Genomic DNA, 15,468 nt, shown 5'->3' with positions numbered 1-15,468 from the left:
TCGGCTGGTAGGGCACCTTTTTACATATCATCAGGGTTGCAGTTCCTCAAAAGTATACGTAGTGTCAGTCAGATTCAGTCTGTCCTTAATCCCGGAAGTGGCATAAATCTTGTTGTCTTCCGTAATGAAGAAGGCATCCACGTTCCCGGGCAGGGATTCAATATATTTCATGCCTTCTTCCAGGCCCATCAGAAACACTCCTGTAGACAAGGCATCCGCATCCGTAGCATTCGGGCTCATAATCGTGATGCTTTTGAGTCCGTTTTGGGAAGGGAAGCCGTTACGAGGATTAAGAATATGGTGATACCGAACCCCGTCCTGCAAGAAAAAACGCTCATACACGCCGGAAGCATCAATTACTTCATCCGAGATTTTGATGGTTCCCAGCTGTGTGCCCCGGCTTTTGTCAGGGTCCTGCAGACCGATGTTCCACGGTAAATCATCCGGTTTGGTGCCGAGGGCAATAATGCTGCTGCCGCCGAGATTGATCATCGCATTCTGCAATCCCTGCTCCTTCAAATAATCCGCAATCCGGTCCGCCGCATATCCTTTGCCGATACCGCCAAGGTCCAGCACCATACCTTCTTTGGCGAGCTTCACGGTCTTGGCGGCTTCATTAATGATAATATCCTTATAGTTGATAAGGCTCGTGGCTTGGTCTATGGCGGCTTGAGCCGGGACCTGCTCGCCTCCGCTGCCGATATTCCACAGGTCTACCAGCGGACCGATTGTTGGATCGAACAGTCCGTCCATATCTTCCGCATATTTAATGGACAATTGTATAACGTCAAGTGTCTCGTCCGAGACGGCTACGGCTTCTTTGCCGGCCGCTTGATTAATGGCGTACACTTCGCCGCCTTCCTTGGTCCGGCTGAACTCCATATCCATACGTTCCATCAGCTGCTGGATATCGTCCATGTTCTGCTGGGTTACTTTATCGTCAATGACCTTAATATTAACGACCGTATCATAAATGTAAAAGGTCTGCTCCAGCGCCTTGGTTCCCTTCTCATCCGTGACCTTGGCACCGCCTGCTTCCCCATTGACGGCAGCTTCATTGCCGGAGGGCTCGGAAGCGGGTTTGTTATTCTGGTCAACCAGGAACCATACGCCGACAACGGCAACGGCAATAATCACAAGTGTGACCAAAGCGACCGTAACTTTACTGTTCTTGAACATACTCCACCATCCATAATATTAGTTTCTTAGAACCACATCATCACCTATCATAACCCAGAACGGTGGGGGAGGGAACCTCATTTGCTGACAAATTCGGACAAGCGAAAGACTCTGCACCCGAATTTCAGGGCAGAGTCCGGTAGGGGGATGGGGTGAGCGGGGGTTAATCGAGCATATATTCGCTGTATTTATTCTTGCGGGGATTTAATACGAAGAGAATGCCTTGGGCATATCCGCTCAGCGCATTGAAGTTGCGCTTAAGCGTGGACTTACCGGCCAGGTAGGTCAGTGTCCAGAGCAGTGCCGCATAGTTCAGCGTGGAGGCTTTGCGGAGATTAAGCAAATAGTAATGATTGACGGCGGTGGCCCGGGCGACACGTCCCGCCTTGTCACGGGAGCTTGGGGATTCATGATGGGTGATCCTCATCTCGGGATTGATGACAAGCTTGCCGTAACGGCTCGCAAGATGGCACATGTAGATATCATCGGCCACCGCATAGCTCGTCATCCACGGATAAGGCTTCATATCCTGGAGTGCGGAACGGCGGAATGACATATTGCAGCCATGGAAAAAATCGGTCTCAAAGGTCTGCTTCGTCTCACTCCAGAGAAGGAGGGAGCCGGCGAGTGTGCTGGCCGACAACTTGCCGGGCGAAGCGGACATCTGGCAGGTTAGCCTGCCCAGCCATTTGCCAGAACGGCTGCTGGAGAGGCCTTTGGCGATGCCGCCTACCCCGACAATCGAGGGATCAGAAGCATAGGTGTCCAGCATGCGGCGGATATAGAGGGGGTCGTCCAGCTCGGCATCATCGTCAAAGGAGAGCAGAATTTCACCGTCGACCAGCCCCAGTGCTTCATAGCGGGACAGCCAGACGCCGGGCTCTGTTTTGCGGTAATAACGCAGCTCGGCTTGCGGCATTTCTGCCAGCACCTTGCGGAAATGGGCGAGCACCTCCTCCGGAATATCACCATCGTCCACAATCAACAGCTCGATGGAGACTGCTTCGAGACCGGTCTGCCTGCCGATGGATTCAATGCACAGCGTCAGGTCTTCCAGCCTGTTGCGGGTGGGAATTACTATGGATACATCATGCATGCCGTTTCTCCTTCCGGACGTCTGCAGCGTCCTTTTTCATAGATTGGCTCCGAAGATTCTTGTTAGTCTCATTTTACTCCCCCCTGAAGTAGAGCGTATATACCACTTTCGTTTACTTTTATTTAGTCCTCCAGCGTTTATAATGAAATGAAAGCAATGCTGCGTTTTCAATTCATTTTAATAAAAAAGGAGGTTACGTTATGCATGTCGGTATCTTTATGCACACCAATTACTTTGAAGACTTCTTCGTCAAGGGATTGGGGCTTAGTGAAGAGGAGTATGTGAACTCGTATCATAACGATTTTTCCTTCGATTATGCACGTCTCCTGCGCAAGAACGGAATACGTACGACCATTTACAACTTTACGCGTAGTGGCAGCAAGGTGCGTTCCTATAAACATGGAGTAATTGATTGTACCGTGAAATTTATCCCGGTGGGCGGGCTCTATAAAGCTTATTGTTCCATTCCGTTCTCACACCGTACGCCGATCGGCAAGTTCGTCTCCCAATATGTGTCCACGATCCAGAATGATCTGGGCAATATTTTGCGTGGTGACGGGATCAATCTTATCTATGCCCAGGAGTATGCTTCCGGCCGGTTCGAACGGCTGGCATCGACCGCCAAGCAGCTGGACATTCCCATTATTGCTGCGTATCACGGGGGAAGCATTCATAAGTGGATTATGCCGATTAAAAAAAGGACGCTGCATAAGGCCGCTTTTCTCACGACGCTGAATGAGGACGAGCACCGCAGTATGGTTGCGCAGTTCCCGTCGATGGCCGACCGGATCAAGCTGGTGCCGAACTTCGTGAATTCGTCTGTTTTCTATAAGCGGAACAAGGAGGAGGCGCGGGCTGCGCTTGGGCTGGACCAAGACAGCAGGTATATCATTACTGTAGGCCGTCTGTTCGAGCATCAGAAGGGTCATTCGCTGCTGGTGGAGGCGGCGAAGCAGCTGCGTGAGCTGAAGGATCTCAAGATTCTCATCGCCGGCAGCGGGCCGGATGAGCAGAGCCTGAAAGAGCTGATCCGGGAAAATGGGCTGGAAGACACCTTTATTCTGCTGGGCTCGATCCGTGACAAGGAAGTCCTGGCGAATTACTACAATGCTTCCGAATTGTTTGTACTACCTTCCCGCTATGAAGGACTGCCGCTCGTCATACTGGAGGCCAGTGCCTGCGGGCTGCCGACGGTTGCTTTTAATGTCATGGGTGTAAGGGGATTGGTGCGGAATGGGGTGAACGGTTTGCTGGCCGAGAACCTGGATCCCGCTGCACTTGCGGACGCTCTTGGCCAATTGCTCGGCAACCCCGCTTTGTGTGCAGAGATGGGGGGAGCTGCCAGTGAAATCGTCCGCTCCAACTATACGGAGGAGATCATCGGCGGCAAGCTGAACGAGCTGCTGAACAAAAGTATCCATGGTAAGGCAAAACCTCTGGCGGCCGTACGCTAAGGGGGAGCTACTGGGCCGCTGTGACTGCAGGGGATAAGTCAGTGATGCACTTTGCTTTAAATTGCAGATTATTATTATAGGAGTATCTCCCTTTTTAATGTTTTAGAGAATGGGGAGGTACTTCTTTTTGGTGTGCAGTGCTTAGAAACGTTATTTCTTAAGGGTTTGAATTATATAGATTGAACCTGAACATTTAAGAATAAGGGAACAGTGACGGAGGGGGATTTTGGAACTGGAGGAGCGGAAGCGACCGCCTTTGTCTGAAGATTTCAACCGTATAGATCGGTATAAATAAAGAAATCTGCAGACGGGCAGCGGCCGGAAGTCCAAACATTCGCCGTAGTCACGGTGATTCCCAAATAGAAAAATTTCAAGTTCATTTTATATAGGCGGATATTTTCACAAATATAAAGTTTGTGTTTTTGGGTTTATAACTATATAATTGTAAGCGAAATATGATTGGTTAACGTTTAACCATTAGGAGGTAATATGATGAGAATTGATATTTGGTCGGATTATGCCTGTCCGTTCTGTTATATAGGAAAAAGACGGCTGGAACACGCGCTCAGCCAGTTCCCGCATCGCGATCAGGTTGAGGTGGTCTTCCGCAGCTTTGAGCTGGACCCGAATGCTAAAGTACAGCCTGGTAAGGATATCCATGATATGCTTGCCACCAAGTACGGCATGACCCGCGAGAAGGCCAAGGCGATGAATGAGCAGCTGGCGGAGCAGGCCAGAGGGGTCGGGCTGGAGTTTAACTTTGATACGGTGGTGCATGCAAATACGTTCGATAGCCACCGTCTAAACCGCTATGCCGCCGCCCAAGGCAAAGCTGCCGAGATGACGGAACGGCTGCTGCGTGCTTACTTCACCGACACGCTTAATATTAGCGACCACGAAGTGTTGGTGGCGCTCGCTGCCGAGGTGGGACTTGATGCCGCAGCGGTCAGCACCCTGCTGAAGTCGGATACTTATGCGGATGCAGCGAATGGAGATATCGAAGAAGCCCGGCGCCTCAACGTTACCGGCGTGCCCTTCTTTGTCTTCAACAGCAAATATGCTGTTTCCGGTGCTCAACCCGGTCCTGTATTCACGGAGGTGCTTGATACGGTATGGGCCGAGGAGCAGGAGGCTCCGGCATTGCAAGTGCTGGGCAGCTCGGACCCGGCTGCGTCAGCGAATGGTAACGAAGATGGCTGCGCGGACGGCTCCTGCAAGCTATAACAACATCCGCGGTGAGCGGAGTGGGGCGGAGTACCGGAATTTCCGGTGGCTCCGGTTTTTTTTTGTTGTATAGGAAATTATACAATGCCAAAAAGCTTCAGATGAAACCGGCGGTGCAGGAGGGTTGGGCTTCAACAGCGGAGTGAAGCGGACAGAGAGGACCTTATTTTGTGAAAAAGTCTGCTTTCCTGGCGAATCCGGACTCAGAAGCCGTTATATCGTTCGATTGAGCCTGGAATGAGGGGAGAGGGGACAAATAGCGGAATCTCTGTCCGTTTGTCCTGCTGAATCGACGAATCCTCCCCGAGTAAGGGATTTCCTGTCCGCATCAGCTGCGGATAGATCGTGAAAGGCCCGTTTAATCACGGATAATAGAAAGGGAGGATCGGATGAAACGAATAGGAACCTGCCTGCTGCTGGCGGCCGTGCTCGTAACGGGCATCGGGGCGACTCCTGCAGGCAAGCCCGCATCGTCTTTGGGCTACTACCACACGTCAGGCAACCGCATCGTCGATACGCAGGGCAAACCGGCTAGTTTCAACGGGGTGAACTGGTTCGGATTGGAGACGGACAATTTCTCTCCCCACGGCTTGTGGACACGGTCGATGGACAGCATGCTGGACCAGCTTGCCAAAGAAGGGTACAACTTGCTGCGTATTCCGTATACGAACGAAATGCTGCTGCCCGGTAAAAAGCCAAGCGGGATCGACTATACAAAAAATCCCGATCTGAAGGGGCTGACGCCGCTCCAACTGCTGGACAAGCTCATCCAGAAGGCGGGAAAACGCGGTATGAAAATCATTCTTGACCGCCACCGCCCAACCGCCTCGGGGCAAGCGGAGCGATGGTATACGCAGTCGGTTCCCGAAAAGACATGGATTAAAGATTGGACGATGCTGGCAAAGCGCTACCTGGCCAACGACACGGTGATCGGCGCCGATTTGCATAACGAGCCGCACGGTTCCGTATGCTGGGGCTGCGGCGATTCAGCCAGCGATTGGCGGTTGGCTGCAGAACGGGCGGGCAATGCGATTCTCGCTGTCAATCCGGACTGGCTGATCGTTGTGGAAGGGGTGGACGCGAATGTAAAAGGACAGAGCGGCTCCTATTGGTGGGGCGGCAATCTGAAGGGTGTGCGCAAATATCCGGTCCGGCTGAAAGTACCTAACCGGCTCGTTTATTCACCGCACGATTACGGTCCGGGTGTTTCGTCGCAGCCGTGGTTCGCCGATCAGAAATTTCCCGCCAACCTGTCCAGCGTATGGGATGCTAATTGGGGCTACATCCACAAGGAACAAATCGCGCCGATACTGCTCGGGGAGTTCGGAGGCCGCAACGTCGATTCGGCTTCGAAGGAGGGCAAGTGGCAAAACGCGCTTGTCGACTACATCGGCCGGAATGATCTGTATTGGACCTACTGGAGCCTTAATCCGAACAGCGGAGATACCGGCGGGTTGCTGTTAGACGACTGGAATACATGGAACAAGCCGAAGCAAAAAATGCTTGCCAGGGTCATGAAGCCCCTGAACGGCAGTGCCAAGTAAGCCGCTCCGAAACAGGCAGCAGGATTGGCCACACCGAAGCCGACAGCAGGATCGACGGCGCCTGCGGTCGACAAGGGGGATGGGATATGCCAATTTTGTCATGGGTATGGAAAGGCAAAAAGCAATCACCCGCCGGTTACCCGGGGGTGATTGCTGGAGTAATCTCTGGACAGGCAGGGGATCACCGAAACGAAGTTACAAAGCTGTTGAACAATGTCCGTACATCATATTGATACTGATTGATCGGTTCAATCGGCCGGTTGATGCCGAGCAGGGTATAGACGGCGATACGCGCTGCCCGGACTGAATATTCCTCGGTGAACACCACATCGTCCGGAATCTCACAGAATTGGCTGATGAACGCCAGGTTGGTGGAGCCTTCAGGAACAACCTTCGGTCTGTCGCTGTTCAGTCTTGGCATAAACTGGGAGGTGATGTAAGGCATCATGCACGGGATACAATTGGCGGTGGCCATGATGGCCTCCTTGTGCTCTTCGAAATGAAGATGTCCGATCAGTTCTTCCATAATCTCTTCCCCGGTGCAGTCGCTCATTCTCTTCTTCACGAAGTCCCCAACCTTGTCCGGATACAGCCCATACCCCCAGAAGACTTTCACATGCTCCGGCTGGTTACGGAAATGGGGCTGGAAGGCCAACACGACCGACATAAACCAGCTGGAATCCTTGAAGGTGACAAGAGCGCCGGTACCTGCACGGTTGCGTGTGAATTTCTCCATCAGATCGAAGAATGTGGAATCGTGGAACGTGACGGTGAAGGATTCCCACTTCGACTCATCCACATGGTCGTTAAAGGAAGAAGGGTTGCCAAGGCCCGGTTTCTTGGGGGCAATGTTCTCCCATAGTTTCCATGAACTGCCCTTGCCATTAAGGCTTGGGGCGGAATTCATCGATCCGAGGCTTGCCCCCTCAGTCATCGAACCATTTGTCACAATGACAAGATCACCCTCGTTCACCTCGATGACATCCTCTGCACCCTGCCGCCGTACATGCATCCGGGTTACCGTAATGTCGTCGCCTTCTTTGAATGTAAGGTCAGTCACTGTACATTTCAGGGTGAAATCTACACCGAATGGCTCAAGATATTTCTGCATAGGAAGAATAATAGAGTCATATTGATTATATGGTGTACGCGTAACTCCTTCCAGTGTCTGGATTCTCGGGAATTCGTGAAAGAAACGAAGCATGTATCTTTTGAACTCCACAGCACTGTGCCAAGGTTGGAACGCGAAGGTGGTGGCCCACATATACCAGAAGTTAGTCTCAAAAAAGTGCGGGCCGAACCAGTCATTGATCCGCGCCTTGCCCATCTTCTCTTCGGGTGTAACGATAAGCTTGCCCAGCGCCAGGCGATCCGTCATATCAAAGCCCATCGACAGCACATCCTCCACCAGACCGTCGCGGTTCACAAGTCTGGCGTTGGAATGGGTCGGATTGGCGTCGTCAAATGCAGTGATTTCTTCTCTTACGGATTGACCCGGATGATCAATCGAAGGAATGGACGATAAAAGTTCCCATAGATTCTCATAAGCTTCGTCGTTCAGCATGCGTCCGCCGCGGATGACATAACCCTGCTCAGGGTTGCCTGCGCCGTCATTGCTGCCGCCGAGAATGGGCATCTCTTCGATAATGTGAATATTTTGTCCAGGGAAGCCGCAGTCTCTGACGAGATAGGCCGCACCTGCCAACGATGCAATCCCGCCACCTACAAAATAGACCTGTCTGTTACTGTACTCTTTGTTCACGATCATTCGCCTCCAAAAGTTACTGTAATCACCCTTAATGTAAACCAAGGCTGCTGTAGAGGGTATAAGCAAAACCCGTGGAGTGTAACGTTTTTGGTCACTTTAGGCAAACTGTCTAGATTCGGGGCAGGAATAAAGTTAATAGGATTTGATTCCAAAACAAGCCGCCGCACCCAAAGGGTCACGACGGCTTGTTCTCGTATTTATGCAGCGCCTTCAGGAAGTTGCCTTCCATCAGTCCGCTGAGTTTCTCGACAATCTGCTTCGGCGGCTCCTTCATCCCGTTATGCATCCACTGAATGACAAGACCGGTGAACGCCAGCGTATAGAAGTTGGCAATAAAGTGCTTGTCGTCTTCGCCGACCGCCATGTCCTCCGCAAGCTCATGAACGACACCGATAAGCAGATCGTAGGCCACCTCGTACAGATAAGCATCCAGATGGTTTCTTCCCAGCGAATCGAGCGTGTTGCAGCAGAAGGCGCGGTTGTTCTCGATATAGCAGAAAATTCGATAAAATCCATCCGACCATGTGCTGTAGCTGCGGTACGCTGCCACACTTTCCACGGCTTCGGTCTTGTAAATCCAGCCCAGCAGCTCAAAGATGTCCTGAAAATGATAATAAAAAGTCTGGCGGTTAACTCCGCAATCGTCCACAAGCTGTTTGACCGAAATTTTATTCAGCGGGAGGTGCTCCATCAGCCTCTTGAGCGAATGGGCCAACGCATTTTTGGTCAGGAGAGAATTGGACATGGGCAGATTGCCTCCTTAGGGAAGTTACGACTTGCGCGAACGCTGTACCAGCAGGCGAATGCCTTCTGCCAGCAAGCCAATGATGAAGCCGCCGATCATGCAGAAGCCGAAAGTCAGGAATCCGGCCAGATCTTCCCAGCCTGACATGTTCCGGTAGGTGTAGGCGTACATCAGCACAAGGCCGAGGCCGATTCCTGCAGTCGCCAGCAGGTAGAGCAGCTTCGCGCCGAGCCAGCCGAACGTATGGAGGATCAGGGAGACGGCTAAGGCCAGCAGCGCATAGCGCAGCAGGATGACAAGGTCGAAGTCCTGCGCGAGCAGGGCAAAGCGATGTACGGCAAAGAGCAGCCATAGCAGCAGAGCGTATACAATCATCCAGATGAACCAGGTTTTTCGTTTGGCAGCAGGCAGAAACTTCATGGCGATTCCCCCTTGGTTCCTTTAAATAGCTTCCAACTGTTCGGCACTCTTCAGTACAGCTTGCAGCAGCTCAGGGATATCCTCCATTTGGTCCTCGGTAATTTGCCGGTTAAATTGCAGTTCAACAGTGTTGCGATAGGTGTTTTCGGCCTGCCCGTAGACAAAGACAAGGGATTGGACAGGCTGAATCTCGGGCCCCCATATGGAGGTCAGCACTTGTCCGATCGCCGGGCATTGAACGGAGACATCGGCTGTCTCCAGATAAAAGCGGAGCAGGAGCTGGCAGCCGGGATGGGTATCCGGATTCTCCAGAATTTCATCGCCGAGGTCTTTGACCGTGGAGCTTAAGACGATCTGCGAGGTGACTTTCTCGCTGCCGGTGAGCCGGAAGGAGAGCAAGAATTCCCTGGACATCAGTGCCAGATCCAGCAGGTCGGAACGGTCTGTAACGAGCAGCAGCCCATCCAGATTATCATAGTCGTAAATTTGGTTCTCGATGGCAACCTTCAGGTTGTCGAAGACGGTGGGGTGGAACAACAGTTGCACCTTCTAACGTTTTCTTCTTATTGTATCATGACGTAATGGCAGAGAAAATGTTGCTGGCCGGACTCAAAGAAAAGGAGTGCTCCGTGAAAATCCACAAAGCACTCCTAAGTTAAAGGATTCTGTCAGTTCGTTTCCGCAGGCGCGGTATATTTCAGGAAGCTCTTCGGAATCGGACTCTCGAAGGTCATCAGCGCCCCGCTGGCCGGGTGGATGAAGGAGAGCATCCGGGCATGAAGGCCCAGACGGCCGACGGCTTTGGTCTCTGCGCCGTATTTCTTGTCACCCGCGATGGGATGGCCGATATCTGCCATATGCACACGGATCTGATTCTTGCGCCCGGTCTCAAGCGTAACGTCCAGCAGGGAGAAGTGGCGGTTGCCCTGAATGAGCTTATAATGCGTCACCGCATGCTGCCCGTCCCCCTCATGGGGGCTGGAGTACATCTTAAGCGTTGAGGTTTCCTTGAGCCAGGAACTGACGGTGCCTGACGGTTTTTTCACGGCGCCTTCCACCAGCGCAACGTAGACCCGCTCCTTCACCGTATCCTTCCAGGTATTCTGCAAGGCTTGCTGGATACGTTCACTTTTGGCGAACATCATGACGCCGGAAGTATCCCGGTCCAGCCGGTGCACGACAAAAATGCGGTTCTTCGGCCCGCTGACCCGCACATGCTCCATCAGCTGGCGGTAAGCGGTCAGCTCGTTCTCCCCGGCGGTGGCGATGGAGAGCAGACCGGCATCCTTTTGAATAATAATCAGATCCTCATCTTCATGCATAATTTGCAGCCCGATCATTTCCGGAGCGTCCACCGGCTTTTCCTGATCGACCACAACAGTCTGGCCCGGGTGCAGCTGGAAGTTGTGCTTCGTCACGGTCTTCCCGTTGACCGATACTTGTCCGCGTGAGAGGATTGATTTAATGGCATTACGCCCGCGTCCGGTTATCTGGGCCAGCAGGAAGGGCAGCAGTTCGGCCGGCTCGGTGATGGTATAGGTTTTGGCTGGAGCCTTGCCTGCAGAATTGGGACGGCTATTCGGTTTATTATGTTTTTTTGCATTTGTGTCGGGTTTGGATTTGCTGGTGAGGGCGGGCTTTAAGCCCCGTTTGGATGTGTCTTTGGGATTTCGTCTTGTGTTCATGAGTGCATTCTCCGTCCTCTAATATTGTACTCCTCAATATAACACGGGTAGTAGAGAAATACTATCAACCAAGAAGGTCATTAATAGAACAAGATCAGAAAGATCAGGATGAGCAGCAGCAGAAGCAGCTGGGTCCAGCCCAGAATCCGGGCATATTTCTTCTCTCTGGCCATGTGGCTGACAGCATAAATTTTGCTGTCCACGGTAAGCAGCAGCCCGCCGGAAAGCAGCAGGGACAAAGCTAAAAAGCTTAATTCACGAAACATGGAGCCCCCCCTTACCTTTCCTTGAGCCCGACTCTGCGGATGGCTACGTCCACATCCAAATGGATGGTCAAGCTGCTGTATAACTGCTCCCAGTCGCTTTTGCTGTGAATCCTGCTGTTCCAGAACGCCGGGGCATGCGCACGGACATGCTCACCTAACCCAAAGATATCTGATTGCTTTTGCCGGGTCTTATCGATAACACTTTGAAAAATCTTCAGCGCCCCTTTACGAAACTCACCTTCCAGGTCTTCGAGCTTCTGCGTAGAATTCACGGATACATTAGTATTGACATGTTCGTCCAGACCCGTATCCAGCGCGATATGATAAGTGATTTGGGGTTTGCCGTCTACGATGTGGACCTTGATTCTGGAAAAGCGTTTATTGACCATGATCATGACGGGCCCATACGTCTCGGATTTGAACAGAATGGAGTAGCCCCCCGGATCAATGCCCCTCATGGCCATGAATGCGCCAATTTCAATGGGAACCGTCGCTCCGACCATTTTGCCGTCACTGAAGTAAGCCAGCCCTTTAATCAGGATGTTCTCCTTGTTGCGTCTCGAAATATAGGGGAGAAACCCGTTTTCGCCCCACTTGGATTCTGATGACCAGAAGACACCAATATAATCGGCCGGGAATTTACCGGATTCTACGGCTTTCTCCATCATGGAAAGAATGTACAACGTAGGAACGCGCTGCAGTGGAGGGTTAACATCCATGAACTGAGAGGCCTCTCCTTCGGAGACAAGCATCCAGGTCCGGCGTCTGACCTCCGGGTTGCGGCGCAGATAATCATTCAGGTCTCCCAGATTGGTGCGGGCAATCTCTTCGCTGATAATAAGGACCCGCAGGTGAATCAGGTATCTGGGATCGGAGATTTGCTGCTCCAGGTTGTTCATGGCGTCGTCCAGAGTGTAGCCGTATACCTGTACGACCCAGACCGGGTTTTGGCTGCCGCCCGAGCCTCCGCTTTCCCCGTTGCTGGGTCCGAGCGGCACTCTGCCGGGAACGGCAATCTGGGCAGTCACACGAATCATTGGAAGGTTAAGGTTATCCTTAATATGGGTCACTTGATCACTCTTAGGCTGGCTGTCTTCAGGCGCCTGATCAATTGCCAGACCGAGTACCAGTGCCCGGTCTTCAATCTCCAGCTGATCCCAGCAGCCGGTCAGAACGATGGAGAGCATGGACAAGGCCAGCCATAGAGAGAGCTGTCTGCGGAATCGGAAGATCATGAGGATGCGCCTCCCTGATTGCGGAGGATAGCGGTTAGCCACAGCAGCAATGGATACAGTGTCAGAAGAATAAGCCCGACAATCGCGGTGACTGATGCCAAACAATAGGACTGGAACACATTTTTGGGCAGCAGTGAAGCGGTGAAAATGAAAGGCAGCAGAAAACTGGCCAGAAGGCGCTGATCACGGAAACGGGTCGCCTCGCGCAGTGCATAAGCAGCCAAATAATAGTTGGTGAAAATCGTGGTGAAAATGGAAATGACCCAAACAATGATGAAGATGGCATCAAAACGTTCCAGTACTCCCTCTCCGATCGAGATGGACCTGGCCGTCTCCAGGGTAGGATACAGGAGCAACCGGGTTTCATAGGCGCCGAACATCCCTACAGTAATCAATACAATCAGGATATAGACGATTCCGACAATGAGCAGGGCTGCGGTGCCGGCCTTAAGCACCTTCCGGGGATTCTTCATCAGTGGAACCAGCAGAGCAAGCACAATCGTTCCCTGGTACAGGGTAGAGGAAGTCACCATTCCTCTGAAGAAGCTGGCCGCCGTGGTGTGGTTGCCGGTCAGCGGCAGCAAGTTTAATCCGTCGATGTCTTTTAACGCAACCAGCACAATAATGAAGATAGAGGACAAGATGAAGGGGGCATAAAAAATATGAATATAGGTGAATTTGATTACGTTTCTCCGCACGCTTAAAGCCGCAAGCAGCAGCATCATCAGAATGACGGCTTCAACCGGAGTTTTTTTGAAAATAACCGTAACGCAGACTTCACCGAACTGGCGCATGGTCAGCCCGGTAGAGAATGCAAAAAAAAGAAAGATACAAAAGCTCAAGATATCGGCAAAACCTCTTCCCAGCAGACGGCGGCTGAAAACAAACAGGGTCTCTTGCGGAAATCTGCGGCAGACGGCGGCTGTGAACCAAAGACCCGCAAAAGCAACGGGAAGGCCGGCTGCCGTCACCAAAGGAGCGCCGCTGCCTGCGGCATCCGCCATGTATCTTGGAAAGCTTAGTATGCCTACGCCAATAATTGTGCTAGTGATTACCGCTGTGACCTGAAGGGTCGTGATGGGCCGGTTGTTGTTCATAGGGTTCACCTTCCTCTGTAAAAATCTGTGCGGCATACTCCTTGGGCATCGAACGGGAGAGCCGGTCCGGATCCGGAGCATGCAGGAAGCTGGGGCGCCGTTTAATCCACCATAAGGGTGCCCGGACCAGTGAATCCTTCATATCCCGCCATAGAGCGGGAACGTAAGGGGTCATATAGGGAACACCAAAGGATTCCAGAACAAGCAGATGGTTGATAACGGCAATTGTGCCGATCATCACCCCGTAAAGGCCGAACAGACCGGCCATGAGGATCAAGGGGAAACGCAGCATTCTAAGAGCGATTGCAGCGTTGTAGGCCGGTGTGGCGAACGAGCCGATGGTCGTCAAAGCGACGATTACCACCGTGGTGGGGCTGGCGAGGCCTGCGGCTACAGCAGCTTGTCCAACGACCAGAACCCCTACAATGGAGAGGGCGCCTCCGATCATCTGGGGCAGCCGGATAGTGGCCTCGCGCAGCACTTCCATGGAGACCTCCATGACCAGCACCTCCAGCACAGCCGGAAAGGGAACGCCGGCTCTTCCCCCCGAGATGGCTACCGCAAATTCCGTAGGCATCAGCTCCGGATTAAACGAAATAATGGATACATACAGAGCGGGGAAAAACAAGGAGAATATCAAGGCGATCAGGCGGACAAAACGGATGAGCGAGCCGACAATAAACCTTTCGGTATAATCATCCATGGTCTGCAGGAACTGATTGAAGAGTGCCGGTACAATCAGTGAAAAAGGAGAGCCGTCCACTAGAATAATCACCCTGCCTTCCAGCAGGGCCGCAGTGGATCGGTCCGGGCGTTCGGTGGGCTGAACCTGCGGGAAGGGGGACAAGGGCTGATCTTCAATAAATTGTTCTATATATCCGGCATCAATAATACTGTCGGTATGGATCATGGATAACCTTCGCATGACCTCTTCCACTAGTGCGGGATTGGCAATCCCGTCGATATAGCAGACTGCCACCTGTGAATGGGTTCTCGCCCCGAGAGGGCAGGTCTGCACGCGGAAATCCGGCGTCTGCAGCCGGTAACGCAGGAGCGAAAGATTGGATTCCAGATTCTCGATGAACCCTTCCCGTGAGCCCCGCAGAATCTGTTCCGTCTGCGGCTGCTCCATGCTGCGCTGCTCAATTTTACGCAGATTGAAATAAAGGGCCTGCTCCATGCTGTTCACAAGCAGCACCACATTACCTGCGACGAGCGAGTCCGGCAATGAGCTCAGGTCGGATGTCCGGTCGCCCTGGGCCACATGAATCGTCAGGTTCCAGATAAAGTCGGGCAAGTCCCGGGAATCGGCCGGAACGGAGGAAGGATCGGCGGGCGGATTCATCAGCGGCTTCAGCAGATGTTCATGGATCTGACTCAGGTCCGCCATGGATGAGAAAAAGATAATGGCCGCGTCATATAGCCCATACATCCGGAACCGGCGGATGATCAGATCCCCGTCTTCGCCGAGTACCTGCAGGATGGATTGCAGATTGGGCTCCAGCAGGGAGCCCAGCTTCTGTTCCGGCCGGGCTCCCGGTGTCTTGGAGTGTTGCTTCTCTTTGAAAGACGTATATTTCCGTTTCCAATTCTCCACGGGCCCACCTCCTGATGAGGAATCTATCCTATATGAAGTTTGGCTTAAACCAAGGTCTTTTATGTGGTTTTTTCAAAAGAGAGAATCGTCCGGATGGTTGCTCATTGCTTCATTGCCCGGTAAACTAAAGATAGGAAATGCCTAAGGAGTTATGATAG

Annotated in this window: 14 protein-coding genes; 3 read left to right on the top strand and 11 right to left on the bottom strand. The window is 52.4% G+C overall.

What is annotated here, in order from left to right; genetic code table 11:
• Positions 1-30 precede the first annotated feature (30 nt).
• Positions 31-1,179 (bottom strand): FAD:protein FMN transferase, encoded by a 1,149-nt coding sequence (locus tag IEY53_RS14255; RefSeq protein WP_189025936.1) that lies wholly within the window; start codon positions 1,177-1,179, stop codon positions 31-33.
• Between the two features lie 163 nt (positions 1,180-1,342).
• Positions 1,343-2,275, bottom strand: a complete 933-nt coding sequence (locus IEY53_RS14250; RefSeq protein WP_189025934.1) for a glycosyltransferase family 2 protein — start codon at positions 2,273-2,275, stop codon at positions 1,343-1,345.
• 200 nt (positions 2,276-2,475) lie between these two features.
• Between IEY53_RS14250 and IEY53_RS14245 the strand changes: the two genes are divergently transcribed.
• The 3 genes from IEY53_RS14245 (at position 2,476) to IEY53_RS14235 (ending at position 6,497) form a co-directional block, all read left to right on the top strand.
• Positions 2,476-3,729 (top strand): glycosyltransferase family 4 protein, encoded by a 1,254-nt coding sequence (locus IEY53_RS14245; RefSeq protein WP_189025932.1) that lies wholly within the window; start codon positions 2,476-2,478, stop codon positions 3,727-3,729.
• Between the two features lie 492 nt (positions 3,730-4,221).
• Positions 4,222-4,953 carry a DsbA family oxidoreductase gene (locus IEY53_RS14240; protein WP_189025931.1) on the top strand — a complete coding sequence of 244 codons (732 nt, stop codon included), beginning with the start codon at positions 4,222-4,224 and terminating at the stop codon, positions 4,951-4,953.
• Positions 4,954-5,342: 389 nt separating this feature from the next.
• Complete coding sequence (locus IEY53_RS14235; RefSeq protein WP_189025929.1) at positions 5,343-6,497, top strand: glycoside hydrolase family 5 protein; 1,155 nt, start codon at positions 5,343-5,345, stop codon at positions 6,495-6,497.
• 181 nt (positions 6,498-6,678) lie between these two features.
• Here the strand turns inward: IEY53_RS14235 and IEY53_RS14230 are convergent, their stop codons facing one another.
• From IEY53_RS14230 to IEY53_RS14190, 9 genes are all read right to left on the bottom strand, one after another.
• Positions 6,679-8,298 carry an oleate hydratase gene (locus IEY53_RS14230; RefSeq protein ID WP_268240772.1) on the bottom strand — a complete coding sequence of 540 codons (1,620 nt, stop codon included), beginning with the start codon at positions 8,296-8,298 and terminating at the stop codon, positions 6,679-6,681.
• Between the two features lie 142 nt (positions 8,299-8,440).
• Complete coding sequence (locus tag IEY53_RS14225; RefSeq protein WP_189025925.1) at positions 8,441-9,010, bottom strand: TetR-like C-terminal domain-containing protein; 570 nt, start codon at positions 9,008-9,010, stop codon at positions 8,441-8,443.
• 24 nt (positions 9,011-9,034) lie between these two features.
• On the bottom strand, positions 9,035-9,430 hold the full coding sequence (locus IEY53_RS14220; RefSeq protein ID WP_189025923.1) for a hypothetical protein: 396 nt from the start codon (positions 9,428-9,430) through the stop codon (positions 9,035-9,037).
• A gap of 21 nt (positions 9,431-9,451) precedes the next feature.
• Positions 9,452-9,976: a hypothetical protein gene (locus tag IEY53_RS14215; RefSeq protein ID WP_229696148.1), complete on the bottom strand. Its 525-nt coding sequence runs from the start codon at positions 9,974-9,976 to the stop codon at positions 9,452-9,454.
• A 122-nt stretch (positions 9,977-10,098) separates the two neighbouring features.
• The gene (locus IEY53_RS14210) at positions 10,099-11,115 is read right to left on the bottom strand and encodes an RluA family pseudouridine synthase (RefSeq protein ID WP_189025919.1); all 1,017 of its coding nucleotides are present in this window, start codon (positions 11,113-11,115) and stop codon (positions 10,099-10,101) included.
• Positions 11,116-11,195: 80 nt separating this feature from the next.
• Positions 11,196-11,381 carry a CLC_0170 family protein gene (locus IEY53_RS14205; protein ID WP_189025917.1) on the bottom strand — a complete coding sequence of 62 codons (186 nt, stop codon included), beginning with the start codon at positions 11,379-11,381 and terminating at the stop codon, positions 11,196-11,198.
• Positions 11,382-11,392: 11 nt separating this feature from the next.
• Positions 11,393-12,616, bottom strand: coding sequence for a Ger(x)C family spore germination protein (locus tag IEY53_RS14200; RefSeq protein ID WP_189025915.1), 1,224 nt, complete (start codon positions 12,614-12,616; stop codon positions 11,393-11,395).
• Entirely contained in the window at positions 12,613-13,713 is a 1,101-nt protein-coding gene (locus tag IEY53_RS14195; RefSeq protein WP_189025913.1) for a GerAB/ArcD/ProY family transporter, read from the bottom strand. The genes IEY53_RS14200 and IEY53_RS14195 overlap by 4 nt, the downstream gene beginning before the upstream one ends.
• Positions 13,661-15,310, bottom strand: coding sequence for a spore germination protein (locus IEY53_RS14190; protein ID WP_189025911.1), 1,650 nt, complete (start codon positions 15,308-15,310; stop codon positions 13,661-13,663). Before IEY53_RS14190 ends, IEY53_RS14195 begins: the two co-directional genes overlap by 53 nt.
• Between the last annotated feature and the right edge of the window lie 158 nt (positions 15,311-15,468).

This window comes from Paenibacillus albidus (genome assembly GCF_014644435.1).
Taxonomy (GTDB): Bacteria; Bacillota; Bacilli; order Paenibacillales; family Paenibacillaceae; genus Paenibacillus_AQ; species Paenibacillus_AQ albidus.
This window is presented reverse-complemented; position numbering and strand designations above follow the sequence as displayed.